We start from the raw sequence: 17,867 nt of genomic DNA on the forward strand, positions 1-17,867 counted from the left end.
AGAGTCCCGGCAGTTTCGAAATGAAGTATCGATCGACCGTGCGAGACCGGTCGATGACGGTGTGTACTGTGCTCCGAGCGCCTCGCCCCACGGCCGTGGAACCAGCCCTGCCCGACTGCCCCCGAACCGACTCCTGGGAATCCGACTCGATGATCGAACTACCGGACCTGGCGACCGGCGGTCTCGCCGTCGGCATGCTGTCCGCGCTCGCCCTGGGCGGCGGTCTGCTGCGCGCACAGCGGCAACAGGCCAAGCAGCGTGCCGAGATCGATGCCCTGCGCCGCCAACTCAAGGGCGTGCTGCAGGCGTTCACAGCAGAGGTCGAGCACCTCGCACAGCAGCGTGTTCCCGCCGCCGCCCGGCAGCTGGCGCACCCCCATGTCACCGTGCCGGGGCCGCTGCATCCCCAGACCGCGGGCTCCGTCCTGGACCTCGCCCTGGAGCAGGTGCTGACCGGGCTGCGTGCCGAGCTGGCCACCCAGCGCACCCGGATCGACGCCGCCGCGCAGGCGGGCATGCGGGGCGCGACCCGCGAGATCCAGGCGGCCCTGTACCGGCTCCAGGACGCCTTGCGGCAACTGCAACAGAAGTACGACGACCCCGAGTTGGCGCAGACCCTGTTCCAACTGGACCACGAGAACGAGCAGTCGCTGCGGCGGGCGCAGGTCGCCGCCGTGGTGTGCGGGGCCTGGGTCGGGCTCGCCCGTGAGGAGTCGCACCTGGTGGAGGCGGTGACCGGCGGCCAGGCCCGGCTCGCGGGCTACCACCGGGTCCGGGTCCACAACCACCTCGCCGCGGGCACCGGGCTGGTGTCCCACGCGGTGGAGCCGGTCGCGATCATCGTCGCCGAACTCCTGGACAACGCGCTGCGGCACTCCGCGCCGGACACGGACGTCGTGGTCAACCTGGAGCACGTCCACCACGGCGTCTGCGTCACCGTCGACGACTCGGGCCTGGGCATGACCCGGGACGAACGCGCCCGCGCGCAGCGGCTGGTGGCCGGGTCCGAGCCGATCCTCCTCACCGACCTCGGGGATCCGCCCCGCATGGGGCTCGCCGCGATCGGACAGCTGACCCGGCAGTTCGACCTGAGCGTGGATCTGTCCTCGCCGTCCCCGTACGGCGGGGTGCGGGCCGTGCTGCTGGTCGACAGCCACCTGCTCAGCGCCATCGACCCGACCGAGCGACCGCCCGCCGCGAGCGCGCCGCGCCCCACCCGGAAGGCCTCCCGCGACGAGGCACCCGTCGAGCCCCGGACCGAGGCGCCCACCACCTCGCACGGCTACGGCGCCGAGCACGACGACGAAGCCGCCGACGCCGTACCCGGGCATCACGCTCCACGCGACGCCGGTGGTCTGCCGCAGCGCCGGCGCCGTACACGCGCGGCCGCCGCTGCGCGGGACGTGCCCGAGGCGCGGGAGGCGGTACGCCGGCCGGAGCAGGCCGCGGCCGCTCTCGGCGCGCTCCAGGCGGGGACCGCCGCGGCCCGCTCCGAGGACGGTGAGCGCACCGACGGTGCCTCCACGGCCGTACCGCAGACCGAGGGAGCGGCCGCGAACGACCATCAGACCGACGAGACCGACCAGAACGTCCACGAAGGGGGAACGGCTCGATGACCAGCCGCGATACGGGAGACACGGCATGGGTGCTCGAACCGGTCCTGGAGGTGCCGCACGTGGTGGCCGCCGTACTGCTGACGCGGGACGGGCTGGTCACCGGGTACACGGACGCCCTCAGCCAGGCCTCGGCCGAGCGGGTGGCCGCGATCACCAGCACCGTGCAGGGGGCGTGCCGTACGGCGGCCGCCGCGTTCGCCGACCGGGACCGGGCCGAGGTACGGCAGGTCGTCATCGAGTCGGACCACGGTTACGTGCTGATCGTGCCGACGGACCACGGCACCTGTGTGGCCGCCTACGGGGACACGGAGGTGCGCCTGGACCTGCTGGCGCACCGGGTGCACTCGCAGGTGGCGAGACTGGGCGAGAAGGCGATGGCCGCGGCGGCCCGGCACGCCGAGGGCGGCGCACCGGCATGACGGGCCGCCCTGGCGGCCGTCCCCTGGTTCCCGCGTATCTGTCGACCGGTGGCGTGGCCCGGCCCAGCCGGCCCCAGCTGGAACGGCTGTCGGTGCTCACCGGCACCGGCACGTCGCCGCCCGCCGGTCTGCCCGCCGCCCAACTCGCGCTGCTGGACGCCCTGGTCGACGGTTCGCTGACGGTCGTGGAGGCCGCGGCGCTGCTGCGGCTGCCGGTGTCGGCGGTGCGGGTGCTGGCCGGCGAACTCGTCGACCGGGAGCTGGTGCTGGCCCGCGCGCCGATCCCGCCCGCCCGACGCTTCGACCCCGACCTGCTGGAGAGAGTGGCCGATGGCCTTCGCGCCCTCAAGCACAACTAGCCCCGCACGGGGCACGCCGCGGGACGTCCACCTGCCCGACACCGCCCGTGACCTGGTCAAGATCCTGGTCGCCGGCCCCTTCGGCGTGGGCAAGACGACCCTGATCGACTCCGTGTCCGAGATCCGGCCGCTGCACACCGAGGAGCCGCTCAGCGAGGCGTCCGCGCAGGTGGACGACCTGGCCGGGGTGCGGGACAAGTCGACGACCACCGTCGCCGTCGACTTCGGCCGGATCAGCCTGCCGGGCGGGGTCGTGCTGTATCTGTTCGGTACGCCCGGGCAGGAGCGGTTCCGGGCGCTGTGGGACGACATCGCCTACGGCGCGCTGGGCGCCCTCGTCCTGGTCGACAGCCGGCGGATCGACGCGTCCTTCGACGTGCTGGGGCTGGTGGAGGAGTCGGGGCTGCCGTACGCCGTCGCCTTCAACACCTTCCCGGACTCGCCCCGGCACCACACCCGGGAGCAGCTGCGCGCCGCCCTGGACCTGGAGGCGGGCACGCCGATGGTCACGTGCGACGCGCGGGACGCCGACTCGTCGGTGGACGCGCTGCTCGCGCTGGTCCAGCACCTGATCGACCGCAACGTTCCGGAGGACGCCCGGTGACCACCCAGACCCCCGACCGGCAGGCCTTCACCCGCTCGGCGCCCGTGCGGCTGTGGGAGGACGGCTTCGCCCAGGACCCGTACCGCTACTACGACGCCCTGCGCGCCCAGGGGCCGGTCGGCTGGGCGGAGCTGGCGCCGGGCGTGCCCGCGTACGTGGTCACCGACCGGCAGGCGGCACTGGATCTGCTGCACGACACGGAGACGTTCTCGCACGATCCGCGGCCGTGGGAGTCCACGGTCGCCGGCGACTCGCCGATCCTGGGCATGATGCGCTGGCGGCCCAACACGCTGTTCGCGGACGGCGCGGCCCATGTCCGGTACCGCACCTCGCTGATCGACACCTTCGACCTGATCGAGCCGCACGACCTGCGGGCGCGGGTGCACCGGGCGGTGCGGGTGCTGGTGGGCCGGTTCGGGCCGAAGGGCGAGGCCGATCTGGTGGGCGACTTCGCGCGACCGCTGATGGCGCTGGTGTTCAACAACCTCTTCGGGCTGCCGGACAGTCAGAGCGACCGGCTCGACGGCGCGCTGGGCAAGATGATGGAGGGCGGCGCCGAGGCGGCCGAGGGCGAGGCGGAGTACGGCGGTTACGTGCTGGAGCTGATCGCGGCCAAGGCCGAGCGTCGGGGCGACGACCTGCCGAGCCGGCTGCTGGACCACCCGGCCGGGCTCACGCCCGAGGAGGTCACCTGGCAGGTGTTCCTCACCCTGGGGGCCGGGCACGAGCCGACGGCGAACCTGGTCTCGAACGCGCTGTCCCGCATCCTCGGCAACCCGCTGTACTACTCCACGCTCACCAGCGGGGCCCGCCCCGTGATGGACGCGGTCGTGGAGGTGCTCCACCACGAGACGCCGCTGGCCAACTACGGCATCCACTACGCCCGTAACCCGGTGTCGTTCCACGGCACCTGGATCAGGGCCGCGGTGCCGGTGGTCGTCTCCTACGGGGCGCTCGCCCACTTCGCCGAGCAGGAGGTCACCGAGGGGCGGCATCCCAAGGACGCCTCACATCTGTCCTGGTCGGCGGGCCCGCACGCCTGCCCGGTCCGGCAGCACACGCTGCTCATCGCCACCGAGGCGATCGAACGGCTCACCCAGTGGCTGCCCGACCTGGAGCCGGTGCTGCCCCGGGCGCTGCTGACCTGGCGGCCCGGCCCCTTCCACCGTTCGCTGACCGCCCTGCCCGTCCGGTTCAGCCCTCGCTCACCCGACCAGCCTGGAGTGCCCTCGTGACCGTGACCGACCGCATCGACCGATTCGCCATCGACCCGTTCGGCGCCGACATCGCCGCCGAGAGCGCCCGGCTGCGCGCCCTCGGTCCGATCGTGCCCGTGGAGCTGCCCGGCGGCATCCCCGCCTGGGCGCCCACCGGCTACGACACCCTCAAGGAACTCATCCTCGACCCTCGGGTCAGCAAGGACCCCCGGCTGCACTGGCGGCTGTGGCCCGAGATCGGCGAACACCCCTCCTGGGGCTGGATCCTGGGCTGGGTCGGCGTGGTCAACATGCTCTCGACGTACGGCGCCGACCACGCGCGGCTGCGCAAGCTGGTCGCGCCGAGCTTCACCCAGCGGCGCACGGAGATGATGCGGCCCCGTGTCCAGGCCATCACCGCCGAGCTGCTCGACGCCCTGGACACCCTCGACGACGGCGGGTCGTCGGTGGATCTGAGGGCCGGTCTCGCGCACCCCCTGCCGATGCGGATGATCTGCGAACTGTTCGGCGTGCCCGAGGAGTTGCGCGAGGACACCGCCACCCTGATCGCCGCGATCATGGACACCACCGACCCGTCTCCGGAGCACGCCGCGTTCGTGCAGGAGCAGATCGGTTCGGTGCTGGGCGCGCTGATCGCCCATCGCAGCGAGCACCCCGGGGACGATCTGACGACCGAGCTGATCCGGGTGCGCGACGAGGACGGCGACCGGCTCAGCGCCGAGGAGCTCGTCTACACCCTGCTGCTGGTGATCGGCGCCGGCTTCGAGACGACCGTCAATCTCATCGGCAACGCGGTCGTCGCCCTGCTGACCCACCCCGAGCAGCTGGCCGCCGTGCGCTCCGGGGAGATCGGCTGGGACGCGGTGATCGACGAGACGCTGCGGGTGCACCCGTCGATCGCGTCGCTTCCGCTGCGGTTCGCCGTCTCCGACATCGAGGTCGGGGGCGTGACGGTGCCGGCCGGGGACGCCATCATCACGACGTTCGCCGCCGCGGGGCTGGATCCCGTGCACTACGGGCCGGACGCGGACCGCTTCGACGCGTCACGCGGGGCGGACGACCATCTGGCGTTCGGGGTCGGGGTGCACCGGTGCATCGGCGCGCCGCTGGCCCGCGTCGAGGCCCGAACGGTGCTGCCCGCGCTCTTCGAACGCTTCCCGGACCTGCGGCTGGCCGTGGACGAGAAGGAGCTGCGTCAGGTGCCGTCGTTCATCGCGTTCGGCTGGCAGGAGATCCCGGTGCGGCTGCGGGCCTGAACGGGTACGCGCGCGGGGACGCGACCGGTCCCCCGTTCCGGTCGTGCCCCCGCGGGAAGTCGAACTTACGTCTGTGGCGGAGCGCTTGGGTATCGCGTCGGTGCCCGATCCGGTCCCGCCGGGACTCACCTGTGCACAAGTGAGTCCTAAAGGCCCGGTTTCGTCGCCGGGAGTACGGGCTGATCCAGATCGCCCACCGCTAGGTGCGCCAGGACGACCTCGTACAGGTCCGTGCCGCCGGCGAGAAGCTGCCGTTCCAGGACGGGTTCGGCGCTGCGGACGTGCTCGCGGACGGTCTGGGCGTGGACGCCGAGGGTCTGCGCGGCGCGTTCGGCGTTGCCGCCCTCGGCGATCCAGGTGCGCAGGGTGCGGCGCAGGTCCCGGGTGTCCTGGTCCAGGCGTGCGAGGACGTCCTGCGCCCAGGTGTGCATGGCGGGCCCGCGGAGCAGGTCGCACAGGGAGGCCTGGCTCTCCTCCGACGTGCGGTCGTCGGCCGGGGCGTCGGCGAGGCTGACCTGGGTGTTGAGCGCCAGGTGGACCACGGCACGGGCGGTCAGGTCGGAGAAGTCCGTGCGCAGGAGGCCTTCCACGCGTTCCATGCGGGCGCGGACGGTGTTGCGGCTGACGCCGAGGACCTTGGCGGCGCTCACCGCCGTGAACTCCAGGCCCAGCCGGGTGGTGGCGAGCAGTTCGGCGCGGGTGTGGTGCGCCAGGGTGTCGAGCGGGCGCAGCAGGTGGGCGGCCCAGCCGCGCAGGGGCGCGGGGTCGATCAAGCGCTCGGGGTGGGTGCGTTCGGCGTAGACCGCGGCCTTGTCGGGGCGGAAGTGCGCGACGGCCAGGGCGCTGACGGCCTGCCCGTAGGCGGTGGCGGTGCGGGCCAGGCTCTGCCGGGCGCTGCCGCCGATGAAGGTGCGCGGGCGGGGGCCGATCAGCGACCGCAGTTCCCCGGCCTCGTCCTCGCCGGGCGTCACGACGATGACGTGCTCGTCCACCGCCGGGCAGAGCACGACCAGTGCCCGCTCGCCCGTCACGTCCAGGCATTCCTCGGCGAGCCGGTCGCGTTCGTCGGCGGGGCTCTCGACGACATGGACACAGGCCGTGTCGGTGTCGAGCAGGCCGGGCCACAGTCCGGCGGCGACGCGGCGGGCGGAGACGGTGTCCTCGACCATCAGCAACTGGAGGATGGCCAGGCGCAGATCGGAGGTGGCCCGGGCGAGCCGGTGTCCGGCGGCGGTCGTCTCGCTCGCCTTCAGCAGGAGTTCGATGACCTGGACGGTGTGCGTGACCATGTCGGAGGCACGTCGGTCGAAGGGCGTCTCCCGCGCCACCACGAGCACCCCGGCCGAAGTCGGGTTCGGGTACGCCACCCTGACCAGTCGCAGGTGGCGGCCCTGGCCCTCCCAGGCGGCGGAGGCGATGCGTCCGGCGGCGACGGCGGCGACGAGGCCGTCGTCCAGGTCCGGCCAGGTGCCGGTGAGCAGGGTGCCGGTGTCGTCCTGGAGTGAGGCGGTGCCCCGCACGGCGTCCGCGAGCCACGCGACGATCCGGCCGACGTCCCGGCCGTTCGGCCGCAGGTGCTCCAGCAACTCCTGCGCCCACACCGAGGTGTCGGTGCCGCCCGACCCGGTCCGACGAACCCCGTCCTCTCTGCCAGCCACGTCGGCCTTCACCTCGTCCTGCACTTTCACTCACGACATACCGCTCGGGACGTTACCTCACCCGTGCGCGGCGGCAAGCCGGCGCTCGCGCCCGGGAACGGGTTTCCCGGTGAGCGGAGCGCAATCCGCCGGTCCCTGCCCGGGCCTGCGTCGCCGCAGGGGGCCCAGGGCATAGGCTCGGCGAATGGCGAAGTACTTCGACGTGCACCCCGACAACCCTCAGCCGCGCACCGTCTCCCAGGTCGCGGACAGCATCCGCTCCGGTGCGCTCATCGCGTATCCGACGGACTCCTGCTACGCGCTGGGCTGCCGCCTGGGCAGCCGTGACGGCATCGACCGGATCCGGGCCATTCGCCGCCTGGACGACCGGCACCATTTCACCCTCGTCTGCCAGGACTTCGCGCAGCTCGGCCAGTTCGTTCGGGTCGACAACGACGTGTTCCGCGCGATCAAGGCGTCGACGCCCGGCAGCTACACGTTCATCCTGCCCGCGACGAGGGAGGTCCCGCGCATGCTGCAGCATCCGAAGAAGAAGACGGTCGGCGTGCGCATCCCCGACCATGTCGTCACCCAGGCGCTGCTCGCCGAGCTCGGGGAGCCGCTGCTGTCCAGCACGCTGCTGCTGCCCGACGAGGAGGAGCCGATGACGCAGGGCTGGGAGATCAAGGACCGGCTGGACCATGTGCTGGACGCGGTGGTCGACTCCGGGGACTGCGGCACCGAGCCGACGACGGTGATCGACTTCTCGGGCGGCGAGGCCGCGATCGTGCGGAAGGGAGCGGGCGACACGTCCCGGTTCGAGTAAAGGGGTCCCCAAACGGGAGGGGGCGCCGAGAACGGTTGAATGCTGCATGAAACCATGTGCGCGGCCCGGTTCCACCGGGTCGGCGACCCGTTCGCCGTGAACTGCGCAGAGAGGCAACCCCCATGACCTCCGTACAGGGCACCGCCGTCGACATCCCCACCGAGGACGGCACCGCCGACGCCTATCTGACCCACCCCGCCGACGGCGCGCCCCGCCCGGCGGTGCTGCTGTACATGGACGCCTTCGGTCTGCGCCCGCAGCTGCGGGCGATGGCGGACCGGCTCGCCGAGGCCGGGTACACGGTGCTGGTGCCGAACGTGTTCTACCGTCACGGGCGCGCCCCGGTGTTCGAGTTGCCCGAGTTCATCGACCCCGGGGCCCGGCCGGAGATCTTCCAGAGCATCATGCCGGTGATGCAGGCGCTGACGCCGGAAGCGGCGATGCGGGACGCGGACGCCTACTTGCGCTGGCTGGCCGGCTGCCCCGTGGCGGCCGACGGGCCGGTGGCGCTGACCGGTTACTGCATGGGGGCCCGGCTTTCCCTGCTCACCGCCGGCACGTTTCCGGACCGGGTCGCGGCGGCGGCCGGGTTCCACGGCGGCCGGCTCGCCACCGAGGCGCCGGACAGCCCGCACCTGGTGGCCGAACACATCACCGCCGAGCTGTACTTCGGCCACGCCGACCAGGACCCGTCCCTGCCGCTCGAGCAGATCGAGCGTCTGGAGGCCGCGCTCACCGCGGCAGGGGTCCGGCATCACTGCGAGGTCTACCCCGGTGCGGGGCACGGGTTCACCCAGGCCGACACCGCCTCCTACCACCGCGAGGGCGACGAGCGGCACTGGGCGGCGCTGCTGGACCTGCTGAAGCGCACGTTCTGACGGCTGGGGCAGGGACTCCCGTCGCCTTTCGCCGGCCGCCGCGTCATCTCACGAAGCGGTACTTCAGGTGAGTGGCGAGGGGGGTGTCGACCACCCGGACCGGTTCGAGGTCACGTCGCCGGGCGCCCAGGCCCTCGAAGAGCCGCAGGCCGTCACCGAGGAGCGCGGGCACCACGTGCAGTTGCAGTTCGTCGATGAGTCCCTCGGCGAGGTACTGCCGCACGGTGCTCGCCCCGCCCGCGATGTCGACGTTGCGGTCACCGGCGGCGGCCTTCGCCCGGTCGAGGGCGCCGTGGACGCCGTCGGTGACGAAGGTGAAGGTGGTGCCGCCCTCCTTGACGAGGGTCGGCCGGGGGCGGTGGGTGAGGACGAAGACCGGGGTCCGGAAGGGCGGGTTCGCACCCCAGAACTCCTCGCCCGTGTCGTACATCGTCCGGCCCATGATCACCGCGCCGGTGGCGTCGAACCACTCCCGCATCAGCTCGGAGTCCCGGTTCTCCTCCCCTCCGCCCATGCCTTGGCGCTCCCGCCAGCTCGCCAGGTTGTGGATCCACTCGAAGAGCGGCTCGGCGCCGTTCCCTCCGGGGTTGTCGAGGGTGACATCGGTGCCGGCGATGTAGCCGTCGAGGGAGATGGCCAGGTCCGCGGTCACGATCACGATGGGTGCTCCAGGTTCCTCGGGTGTACTGCCTTCACTCTCACGTCGATCGGGGGCAGGCACTTTCGACAGAGCTCTGGGCATACGTGCGTGGCGGCTTTCGGGGCACGACGCCCGCAGGCTCGTGGACGAGGAGTGGAAGACCTTCGACGGCACGGATCTGGGAACAAGGGCGACCCGCACGGTTTCGGCGTTGCCGGAGACGGATCCCGACGCGCCGACGGCGAACCGTGGCTCACCGGCCTGGGCCTGCCGACCCACCCTTCCCGCGGCGAGCACTTCTGGGGCAGGGCCGACGCCCCGGCGGACCGGGCCTGGCGGTGTACGCCGCGACGGTCATGACGGCCGTCGCCGTCAGGACGATCCCGGCGCCGACGTAGAGCGGTGACGTGTAGCCGTGGCCCGCTGTGATGGCCAGACCGCCGAGCCAGGCACCGAGGGCGTTGCCGAGGTTGGACGCCGAGACGTTGGCGCCGGCGGCGAGTGCCGCGCCGTGGGCGTGGTCGGTGACGCGGGTGATCAGGCCGGGTACGCCGGCGAAGCCGGTCAGCCCCAGCAGGAACGCGAGGATCACCGATGCGGGGGCGCTGTCCGCAAGGAGGCCGAACGCGGCCAGGGTGACGGTGAGGCCGAGCAGGGAGAGGACCAGGGTGCGGTCCCGGTCGTGGTCGGCCGCCCGGCCGCCGACCAGGTTGCCGACGACCAGGCCGACGCCGTAGACCATCAGCAGCCAGGCGACGTCCGCCGAGGAGAAGCCGCCGACCTCGGTGAAGGTGTAGGCGATGTAGCTGAAGGCGCCGAACATCCCGCCGTAGCCGAGCGCGGTGGCCGTCAGGGTCAGCCAGACCTGCCGGGACCGGAAGGCCCGGAGCTGGGCCCGCAGGCCGGCGGTCGGCGCTGTCGGCGGCACTGTCCGGTCAGTCGGCGGCGGTGTCGGGTCCGCGCGGTCCGGGACCCAGACCTGCCGGGACCGGAAGGCCCGGAGCTGGGCCCGCAGGCCGGCGGTCGGCGCTGTCGGCGGCACTGTCCGGTCAGTCGGCGGCGGTGTCGGGTCCGCGCGGTCCGGGACGAGCGTGACGATCCCGGCCAGGGCCAGCACGCCGATCGCGGTGACCGCCCAGAAGGCCGCCCGCCAGCCCCAGCGCTCCCCGACCAGCGCGCCGAACGGCACACCGAGCACGTTGGCGACGGTCAGTCCGGCGAACATGACGGCCACCGCGCGGGACTTCCTCTCCGGCGCCACCATGTCGCGGGCGACGAGCGAGCCGATCCCGAAGAACGAGCCGTGGCAGAGCGCCGCGACGATCCGCCCGAGCATCATCACCGGATAGCTGGGCGCGACCGCCGACAACAGGTTGCCGACCACGAACAACACCAGCAGGCCCACCAGGACCTGCTTCCTGGGCAGCCGCGCCGTCGCCGCGGTCAGCGCGACGGCGCCGATCGCGACGCTGAGCGCATACCCGGAGATCAGCCGACCCGCAGCCGCCTCGGACACCGCGAAGCTCGCCGCCACCTGCGGCAGCAGCCCGGCGATCAGGAACTCCGTCAGCCCGATACCGAAGCCGCCCAGTGCCAGCGCGAGGAGTCCGCTCGGCATGCGTGCAGGCGTACGTGGCCGTTCGCTCGCGCGCCCTTGTCCGAGGAAGTCCGTGTCGCTGGCCCCGAATTCGCTCATGGGACCACCCTCACGCGTGGTGACGGATCCGCCCATGGACAAAGATCGACGGCTCTTGGACGGAAGTGACGGCGCCGGGCTCGTCGGCGGATGTGCCCCGTCGGCAAGGAGAGCGCAAGCTGGAGGTGGGCCCGGCCCGGCCGGTCCGTGAGAGCGGTCATGTCTTCAGCAGCACCACGCGTGGGGAGGTCCTGGATGACTTCGTTGCCGCACCTGCCGGAGGTGGTTTCGCGCGAGGAGTGGCTCGCCGCCCGCAAGGAGCTGCTGGCACGGGAGAAGGAGCTCACCCGGGCACGGGACCGGGTCAACGCCGAGCGGCGGCGGCTGCCGATGGTCCGCGTCGACAAGCCGTACTCCTTCGAGGGGCCGGACGGACGGGTCGGTCTGCTCGATCTGTTCGAGGGGCGGCCCCAGCTGGTCGTGCACCACTTCATGTGGACGTACGACCTCGACGCGGACGGCACCGAGCACCCCCGCGACACGGGGTGCAGCAGTTGCTCCTCCGCGGCCGACCAGATCCCCGCCCGGCTGCGGCAGCTGCACGTGCGCAACACGTCGCTGGTCGCGGTCAGCCGGGCGCCGTACGAGAAGCTCGCCGCGTACCGCGCACGGATGGGGTGGACCTTCCCCTGGTATTCGTCGGCCGCCAGCGACTTCAACTACGACTTCCATGCCACCGTCGACGACCGGGTCGCAACGGTCCAGGTCTTCTTCCGCTCCGAGGCCGAGCTCGCCGAGAAGGGCACGCCTTGGTCAGCGGGGATGCGCGGCGACTATCCGGGCATCAGCGCGTTCCTGCGGGTCGGGGACGACGTCTTCCACACGTACGCCACGTTCGGCCGCGGCATCGAGGAGTTCCACAACTGCTATCCGTACCTGGACCTCACCGCCCTCGGCCGTCAGGAGGCGTGGGAGGAGCCGGTGGGCCGCGCGGAGCCGCTCGGGCTGGAGGTCGGCGGGCCCGGTCTGCGGCTGCCCGACGAGTACGACGCGTGAGCGCCGGTGGCGTGCCGGGCCGAGTCGGGGCGGAGCGCGGCGTTACCGTCGGCGGCATGGACGGTGATCGCCGAGGCTGGCTCGCGTGTGTGCTCGGCGGCGCGGTGTTCGCCGTGTGCATGGCCGGCACCACGCTGCCGACGCCGCTCTACGGTCACTACCAGGACAAGTTCGGCTTCTCCGAGCTGATGGTCACCGTGGTGTACGCCGTGTACGCCTTCGCGGTGATCGGCGTGCTGCTGCTCGTGGGCAACGCCTCGGACGCGGTGGGCAGGCGGCCGGTGATCCTGTGGGGCCTGGGCTTCGCGGCCGCGAGTGCCGTCTGCTTCCTGTGCGCCACGGGGCTGGGCTGGCTGTTCGTGGGGCGGCTGATGTCGGGGCTCTCGGCCGGACTGCTCACCGGGGCCGCCACGGCGTACGTGATGGAGCTGGCACCGCCGGGCGGCGCCTCCCGGGCCACGCTGGTGGCGACCGCCGCCAACATGGGCGGACTGGGGTGCGGCCCGCTGCTGGCCGGGGTGCTGGCGCAGTACGCGCCCTGGCCGCTGTACCTGCCGTTCGCCGTACACCTCGCCCTGGTGGCGTGCGCGACCGCCGTCCTGCTGTGGCTTCCGGAGACCGTGCGGGAACGGAGCTCGCCGCGTACCGTACGGCCGCAGCGGCCGAGTCTGCCTCCGCAGGTGCGGGCGGTGTTCGGGCCGGCGGCCATGGCCTCGTTCGTGGGTTTCGCGCTCTTCGGGGTGTTCACCTCGGTCAGTCCCGCGTTTCTCGCCGAGTCCCTGAACGAACGCAACCACGCCGTGAGCGGGCTGGTCGTGGCACTGGCGTTCTTCTCCTCGACCGCCGGGCAACTGGCCGTCGGCCGGGTCGGGGTCGGTCGGTCGCTGCCGCTGGGCTGCGCCGGTCTGCTCGCCGGTCTCGCGCTGCTCGCGGGCGCGCTGTGGTGGGATCTGCTGGCGCTGGTGGTGCTGAGCGCGATCGTCGGCGGCATCGGGCAGGGGCTGTCGTTCCGTGGGGCGCTGTCCGCGGTCGCGGCGGCGTCTCCGCCGGAGCAGCGGGCGGCCGTGATCTCGACGCTGTTCGTGGTGGCCTACACGGGCATCTCGGTCCCGGTGATCGGTGTGGGCGTGCTGGCCGATCCGATGGGTCTGGAGGGCGCTGGGCTGGTGTTCATCGCCTGCATGACCGTCCTGGTGTCGTCCGCGGCGGCCTATCTGCTGCGGCGACCGGTGCCGGCGAGGACATGAAGGCTCTGCCGTGCGCCGACCCTGCCCGGGATCCCGCGAGTCGGCGGCGATGAGTTTCGCGCCGTCCGGCGGTCTCACTGTCGAACCCTGTACCGAGGAGGACTGCTGATGCGCAAGGTGACCTATTCGATGAACGTCTCGCTGGACGGCTACATCGTGGGGCCGGACGGCAGTTTCGACTGGTCCGCGCCCGACGACGACGTCTTCCGCTTCTGGATCGAAGACATCCGCGGGGTCGACGTCCACCTGCTGGGGCGGCGGCTGTACGAGACGATGCTGTACTGGGAGACCGCCGACCAGGATCCCTCGCTCGGCGACGATCAGCTCGAGTGGGCCGCGCTCTGGAAGCCGCTGCCCAAGGTGGTGTTCTCCACCACGCTGTCGACGGTGCAGGGCACCGCCCGCCTCGCCTCCGGCAGCGTCGCGGAGGAGATCAAGCGGCTGCGGGCCGAGCCGGGAGAGGGCGAGATCGCGATCGGCGGCGCGACACTCGCCACCGAGGCGGCCGCGTCGGGGCTGATCGACGAGTACCGGGCCATCGTCTACCCGGTGCTGGTCGGCGGTGGCATCCCGTTCTTTCCCCGGGACGAGCGCCGGGTGGATCTCGAACTCGTCGAGACCCGCACCTTCAACTCGAAGTTCGTCGGCCTCAGCTACCGCGTGAAGCGCTAGGTCGGGTCGGGGCGTCGCGCTTGCCGGGTCGTCGATCCGCGGGTGCCGACAGCCCTCGGCGCAGGCACTCGGTGAGACGGCCGGCGATCATGCCGTCGGCGTCCAGACGTGGGTTGAAGATCGTGACGTCCAGCCCGACCGCTCCCGGGTCGCCCAGTGCCGTGCGCAGCACCGTCTCCAGCTCCTCCCAGCTCAGACCGCCGGGGAGTCGGTAGTCGACGGCGGGCATGATCGCGTCGTCCAGGACGTCTACGTCCAGATGGACCCAGAACGCGGCGCCGCTTCCGGTTCCGGCGGTGAGCCGGTCGACCGCCCGCCGTGCCGCCGTGGCGGCACCCGACGCCCGTACGCCGTCGAGGTCGATGGCGTGCAGCCCGGGCGGAAGCGGCTGCATTCCGGCCTGCTCCGATTCGTCGGCGTCGCGGAAACCGAAGGCCACGACGTCCTCGTCCCGCACCAGAGGGCCGCGGCCCTCGAGGTCGGTGAGCAGCCGAGGCCCGCGTCCCGTGGCGAGGGCGAGGTCCATCGAGGCCGCCTCGCCGTACGGCTCCGCCGAGGGCTGGTAGAAGTCGGTGTGACCGTCCAGGAACAGCAGCCGGGGACGCTGTCCGCGGCGGCGCAGGGCGAGGAGGTTGCCGAGCAGGATGCTGCAGTCTCCGCCGAGGACGACCGGGAATCCGCCCGCGTCCAGGACGTCGCCGACGGCGTCGGCCAGTCGGGCCGAGTAGTCCACGATGCCGTGCGGGTTCAGTACTCCGGTGTCGGCGTCCCGCGTCGCGTCGTAGGCCGGTGGTTCGACCCGGCCGACCCGTACCGCGTCGAGACCGGCCGACAGACCGGCGCCGAGCAGCGCCGTCGGAAGCTCCTGCACCCCTGTGGGCCGCAGGCCGAGCACCGACGGCGCCTCGATGATCGCGAGTTCCCGCATGTCCGGCCCTCTCCGTCGTCGCCGCCCTCTCCTGCCGCCCTCCTCAGTCCATCTGTGCCACATCCTGGGTACGGCCACCACTCGTGGCCCACCCCGGGCCGGGGGCAGGGGGTGGATCACGCCCCCGGGGATCCCTCTCCTAGCAGCTCACGGCCGGCTTTCCCGGGCAAACGCGTCCGCCTGGCCGGAACTCGCCCGTGAGCGACCGGAGTCGACTCCCGATGGTGCGGAGTTCAACGACTACCGGCGGTAAAGGCTTGCTTTACGCACCCTTGACACGTAGAACCTTGCTCCAACTGGCACCACAACTGGCCAGGGCTCTGGGGGGAGTTGGCTTATGCAAGGGACGATTGACGGGTTCCGCTATGGTGCGGTGACCCCGGTGGCGGCCTATCTGATGGCCTGCCTGGGAGGGGCGTTAGGGCTGCGGTGCATCGTCCGCTCCCTGCTCGACGGGGAGTCCTGGCGGCCCGGTTGGCTGGCGTTGGGCGCCGCGTCGATCGGCTGCGGCATCTGGACGATGCACTTCATCGCGATGATCGGCTTCCAGGTCGAGGAGGCCCGCATCCGCTACGACACGGGCCTCACCGTGCTCAGCCTCGGCGTGGCGATCGTCGTGGTCGGCATCGGCGTGTTCATCGTGGGCTACCGGGGCGCGGGCAAGGGCGCGCTGACCGGCGCGGGCGTGATCACCGGACTCGGTGTGGCGGCGATGCACTATCTGGGCATGGCGGCGCTGCGCCTGGACGGCAGCATCCGGTACGACGTGTTCGCCGTGAGCCTCTCCGTGCTGATCGCCATCGTCGCCGCGACCGCCGCGCTGTGGGCGGCCGTCACCATCCGCGGCTTTCTGACCAGCCTCGGCGCCAGCCTGGTCATGGGCATCGCCGTGTCCGGCATGCACTACACCGGCATGGCCGCCGTGAGCGTGCATCTGCACGGCACGAGCGGCTCGTCGTGGACGGGGGACTCGCCCTCCTCACTGCTGCTTCCGATGCTCCTGGGCCCGATCGTCTTCCTCGTACTGGCCGGAGTGGTGGTGATGTTCGACCCGCTGCTGGTCCTCGGTGAGGGCGACCGCAGCCGGTCCGGCACCGATCGGCGCACGGGAACGACCGCCGGCGTCATCGAGCAACCGCCCCGCCACGAGCCGGAGTTCGAGACCTCCGTCAAGGCAGCGCGGCCTCATCGGAACCCGTACGCCCGCAAGGGATGACCCTGGAGCGGGAGCGTGGCGACGCGCCCGGGGTCGCGCTCCCCTTCTCGGCGTTCTCTAGATCATTGTTACGGTGCACAGGTGTCTGACTCCTCACGCGATACCGCCGAAGGCGCCGGCTGGGGCGCCGCCGAACTCGGCACGTACAAGCGGCTGATGCCGCACAAGGTCGAGAAGATCTCCTGGCTGGACCCGAGAATGCTGTGGGCCGCCCGCAACGGGGTCCTGGCGTCCTGGTTCGGTGACCCCACGGGCCGTACGCGCAACCGCTGGGTGGCCCAGCGGGCGGCGGCGGGCGCGCCGGCCGACAAGGTGATCCGGCGTGACGATCCGGACCGGTTCTCCTTCCTCGTCATCGGCGACACCGGAGAGGGCGACGATCCTCAGTACGCCGTCGTGCCGGGGTTCTTGAGGACGGGTCAGGACACGAGGTTCGCGGTCCTCGCGAGTGACGTCATCTACCCGGTGGGCAGCGCCGACGACTACGGCGGCAAGTTCTTCCGGCCGTACCAGGAGTACCAGGCACCGATCTACGCGATACCCGGCAACCACGACTGGTACGAGGATCTCGGCGCGTTCATGCGCGTCTTCTGCGACGACGCCCCGCCCCTCGCGCCCGAGGCCGCGCCGCGTGCGCTCAGCCGGGCCGGGCTGAGGTCGCTGCTGTGGCACCGACCGCGCGAGGGCGACGGCCAACGGCTCGCGGAGCACCGGAAGTTGCGGTCGACGGCAGCCCAACAGGCCGTCCAGCCCGGGCCGTACTGGGCGATCGACGCCGGACCGGTACGGATCGTCGGCATCGACACCGGGCTGCTCGGGACGATCGACGCCGAGCAGGGCGCGTGGCTGCGCGAGGTGTCGAAGGACCCCCGCCCGAAGATCCTCGTCACCGGCTCGCCCCTGTACGTGGACGGCGAACACCACCCCTGCGCGATCGAGGGCGGCGGGACCGTGGACGAGATCGTCCGGGACCCGGCGCACCGCTACGTCGCGGCGATCGGTGGTGACATCCACAACTACCAGCGCTACCCGGTGCAGGTGGACGGCCGCACGATCCAGTACGTGGTCTCGGGCGGCGGCGGGGCGTTCATGCACGCCACGCACACCATCCCGCGCGTCGACATGGCGAACGTCACCGAGAAGGAGTTCCGCTGCTATCCGCTGCGCGGTGACTCGCTGGCCTTCTACAGCAGGCTGTACGGCCGCCGGCTGCGTATGCGCCGCTTCTTCACGCTCAGCGAGGCCGAGGCGTCGGCCGTCGTCGCCGAGCGGCTCGGGATCCCGCTGACCCGGGCCCAGCAGCGCACGTCCCGCATCACCTGGCGCACCCGTCTGGTGGCCGCCCTGCTCGGCGCGGGCCGCCGCCCCGACCGCACCGCGCGCTTCCGCCTCCCGGTGCGCAAGATCTACACGTCGTTGTTCTCCCCGAGCTCGGCGACGTACAGCCCGCCGTTCTTCAAGCAGTTCCTCCGTCTCGACGTCACCCCGGAGACCGTCCGCCTGCGCTGCTACGCCGCGACGGGCAGCCTCGCCCAGGAGCTGGAACCGCCGGTCGAGGACGAGGTGACGATCCCGCTGATCTGAGCGCGGCGGCGGGAACAGGGCGGGCCGTGATCGAGTTGGCAGTGACGCAGGCCATTGAAGTTTCAAAGATGGAGGA

Annotated in this window: 17 protein-coding genes; 13 read left to right on the forward strand and 4 right to left on the reverse strand. The window is 72.0% G+C overall.

The window, feature by feature from the left end; translation table 11 throughout:
• Positions 1 to 149 precede the first annotated feature (149 nt).
• The 6 genes from ACFZBP_RS39670 to ACFZBP_RS39695 are packed head-to-tail and all read left to right on the forward strand — an operon-like array spanning position 150 to position 5,471.
• Positions 150 to 1,616 (forward strand): ATP-binding protein, encoded by a 1,467-nt coding sequence (locus ACFZBP_RS39670; RefSeq protein ID WP_391420825.1) that lies wholly within the window; start codon positions 150 to 152, stop codon positions 1,614 to 1,616.
• Entirely contained in the window at positions 1,613 to 2,035 is a 423-nt protein-coding gene (locus ACFZBP_RS39675) for a roadblock/LC7 domain-containing protein (protein ID WP_383452879.1), read from the forward strand. The genes ACFZBP_RS39670 and ACFZBP_RS39675 overlap by 4 nt, the downstream gene beginning before the upstream one ends.
• On the forward strand, positions 2,032 to 2,394 hold the full coding sequence (locus ACFZBP_RS39680) for a DUF742 domain-containing protein (RefSeq protein WP_383452877.1): 363 nt from the start codon (positions 2,032 to 2,034) through the stop codon (positions 2,392 to 2,394). The genes ACFZBP_RS39675 and ACFZBP_RS39680 overlap by 4 nt, the downstream gene beginning before the upstream one ends.
• Positions 2,366 to 2,998: an ATP/GTP-binding protein gene (locus tag ACFZBP_RS39685; protein ID WP_391420826.1), complete on the forward strand. Its 633-nt coding sequence runs from the start codon at positions 2,366 to 2,368 to the stop codon at positions 2,996 to 2,998. The genes ACFZBP_RS39680 and ACFZBP_RS39685 overlap by 29 nt, the downstream gene beginning before the upstream one ends.
• Positions 2,995 to 4,233, forward strand: coding sequence for a cytochrome P450 (locus tag ACFZBP_RS39690; RefSeq protein WP_391420827.1), 1,239 nt, complete (start codon positions 2,995 to 2,997; stop codon positions 4,231 to 4,233). The genes ACFZBP_RS39685 and ACFZBP_RS39690 overlap by 4 nt, the downstream gene beginning before the upstream one ends.
• A complete protein-coding gene (locus tag ACFZBP_RS39695) occupies positions 4,230 to 5,471 on the forward strand; it encodes a cytochrome P450 (protein WP_391420828.1) in 1,242 nt (413 codons plus the stop codon). The genes ACFZBP_RS39690 and ACFZBP_RS39695 overlap by 4 nt, the downstream gene beginning before the upstream one ends.
• 146 nt (positions 5,472 to 5,617) lie before the next feature.
• On the opposite strand, the gene ACFZBP_RS39700 is transcribed toward ACFZBP_RS39695, so the two are convergent.
• Positions 5,618 to 7,129 carry a helix-turn-helix domain-containing protein gene (locus ACFZBP_RS39700; protein ID WP_391420829.1) on the reverse strand — a complete coding sequence of 504 codons (1,512 nt, stop codon included), beginning with the start codon at positions 7,127 to 7,129 and terminating at the stop codon, positions 5,618 to 5,620.
• A 184-nt stretch (positions 7,130 to 7,313) separates the two neighbouring features.
• Between ACFZBP_RS39700 and ACFZBP_RS39705 the strand changes: the two genes are divergently transcribed.
• Entirely contained in the window at positions 7,314 to 7,934 is a 621-nt protein-coding gene (locus ACFZBP_RS39705) for an L-threonylcarbamoyladenylate synthase (RefSeq protein ID WP_391420830.1), read from the forward strand.
• A 122-nt stretch (positions 7,935 to 8,056) separates the two neighbouring features.
• The gene (locus tag ACFZBP_RS39710; RefSeq protein WP_391420831.1) at positions 8,057 to 8,812 is read left to right on the forward strand and encodes a dienelactone hydrolase family protein; all 756 of its coding nucleotides are present in this window, start codon (positions 8,057 to 8,059) and stop codon (positions 8,810 to 8,812) included.
• 43 nt (positions 8,813 to 8,855) lie between these two features.
• On the opposite strand, the gene ACFZBP_RS39715 is transcribed toward ACFZBP_RS39710, so the two are convergent.
• Entirely contained in the window at positions 8,856 to 9,470 is a 615-nt protein-coding gene (locus ACFZBP_RS39715; protein ID WP_383452864.1) for a dihydrofolate reductase family protein, read from the reverse strand.
• Between the two features lie 235 nt (positions 9,471 to 9,705).
• A complete protein-coding gene (locus tag ACFZBP_RS39720) occupies positions 9,706 to 11,070 on the reverse strand; it encodes an MFS transporter (RefSeq protein ID WP_391420832.1) in 1,365 nt (454 codons plus the stop codon).
• A gap of 273 nt (positions 11,071 to 11,343) precedes the next feature.
• Between ACFZBP_RS39720 and ACFZBP_RS39725 the strand changes: the two genes are divergently transcribed.
• The 3 genes from ACFZBP_RS39725 to ACFZBP_RS39735 all read left to right on the forward strand — a co-directional run bounded on the left by ACFZBP_RS39725 (position 11,344) and on the right by ACFZBP_RS39735 (position 14,063).
• Entirely contained in the window at positions 11,344 to 12,144 is an 801-nt protein-coding gene (locus ACFZBP_RS39725) for a DUF899 family protein (protein ID WP_391420834.1), read from the forward strand.
• Between the two features lie 56 nt (positions 12,145 to 12,200).
• Complete coding sequence (locus ACFZBP_RS39730; RefSeq protein ID WP_391420835.1) at positions 12,201 to 13,391, forward strand: MFS transporter; 1,191 nt, start codon at positions 12,201 to 12,203, stop codon at positions 13,389 to 13,391.
• A gap of 108 nt (positions 13,392 to 13,499) precedes the next feature.
• Complete coding sequence (locus ACFZBP_RS39735; RefSeq protein WP_383452853.1) at positions 13,500 to 14,063, forward strand: dihydrofolate reductase family protein; 564 nt, start codon at positions 13,500 to 13,502, stop codon at positions 14,061 to 14,063.
• Here ACFZBP_RS39735 and ACFZBP_RS39740 read toward each other — a convergent pair.
• Complete coding sequence (locus ACFZBP_RS39740) at positions 14,041 to 14,991, reverse strand: arginase family protein (RefSeq protein WP_391420836.1); 951 nt, start codon at positions 14,989 to 14,991, stop codon at positions 14,041 to 14,043. The genes ACFZBP_RS39735 and ACFZBP_RS39740 overlap by 23 nt on opposite strands.
• A 337-nt stretch (positions 14,992 to 15,328) precedes the next feature.
• Here ACFZBP_RS39740 and ACFZBP_RS39745 point away from each other — a divergent pair, with 337 nt between their 5' ends.
• Positions 15,329 to 16,207 (forward strand): MHYT domain-containing protein, encoded by an 879-nt coding sequence (locus tag ACFZBP_RS39745; protein WP_391420837.1) that lies wholly within the window; start codon positions 15,329 to 15,331, stop codon positions 16,205 to 16,207.
• An 81-nt stretch (positions 16,208 to 16,288) separates the two neighbouring features.
• Positions 16,289 to 17,791, forward strand: a complete 1,503-nt coding sequence (locus ACFZBP_RS39750; protein WP_391420838.1) for a metallophosphoesterase — start codon at positions 16,289 to 16,291, stop codon at positions 17,789 to 17,791.
• Positions 17,792 to 17,867 lie beyond the last annotated feature (76 nt).

The organism is Streptomyces sp. NPDC008086 (assembly GCF_042957325.1).
Classification (GTDB): Bacteria; Actinomycetota; Actinomycetes; order Streptomycetales; family Streptomycetaceae; genus Streptomyces.

Excerpts from the sequence above, each read along its gene's own strand:
- ACFZBP_RS39735 (WP_383452853.1), top strand. The coding sequence starts at position 13,500 with ATGCGCAAGGTGACCTATTCGATGAACGTCTCGCTGGACGGCTACATC.
- ACFZBP_RS39705 (WP_391420830.1), top strand. The coding sequence starts at position 7,314 with ATGGCGAAGTACTTCGACGTGCACCCCGACAACCCTCAGCCGCGCACC.
- ACFZBP_RS39675 (WP_383452879.1), top strand. The coding sequence starts at position 1,613 with ATGACCAGCCGCGATACGGGAGACACGGCATGGGTGCTCGAACCGGTC.
- ACFZBP_RS39680 (WP_383452877.1), top strand. The coding sequence starts at position 2,032 with ATGACGGGCCGCCCTGGCGGCCGTCCCCTGGTTCCCGCGTATCTGTCG.
- ACFZBP_RS39685 (WP_391420826.1), top strand. The coding sequence starts at position 2,366 with ATGGCCTTCGCGCCCTCAAGCACAACTAGCCCCGCACGGGGCACGCCG.
- ACFZBP_RS39710 (WP_391420831.1), top strand. The coding sequence starts at position 8,057 with ATGACCTCCGTACAGGGCACCGCCGTCGACATCCCCACCGAGGACGGC.
- ACFZBP_RS39720 (WP_391420832.1), bottom strand. The coding sequence starts at position 11,070 with ATGCCGAGCGGACTCCTCGCGCTGGCACTGGGCGGCTTCGGTATCGGG.
- ACFZBP_RS39740 (WP_391420836.1), bottom strand. The coding sequence starts at position 14,991 with ATGCGGGAACTCGCGATCATCGAGGCGCCGTCGGTGCTCGGCCTGCGG.
- ACFZBP_RS39725 (WP_391420834.1), top strand. The coding sequence starts at position 11,344 with ATGACTTCGTTGCCGCACCTGCCGGAGGTGGTTTCGCGCGAGGAGTGG.
- ACFZBP_RS39670 (WP_391420825.1), top strand. The coding sequence starts at position 150 with ATGATCGAACTACCGGACCTGGCGACCGGCGGTCTCGCCGTCGGCATG.
- ACFZBP_RS39730 (WP_391420835.1), top strand. The coding sequence starts at position 12,201 with ATGGACGGTGATCGCCGAGGCTGGCTCGCGTGTGTGCTCGGCGGCGCG.
- ACFZBP_RS39745 (WP_391420837.1), top strand. The coding sequence starts at position 15,329 with ATGCAAGGGACGATTGACGGGTTCCGCTATGGTGCGGTGACCCCGGTG.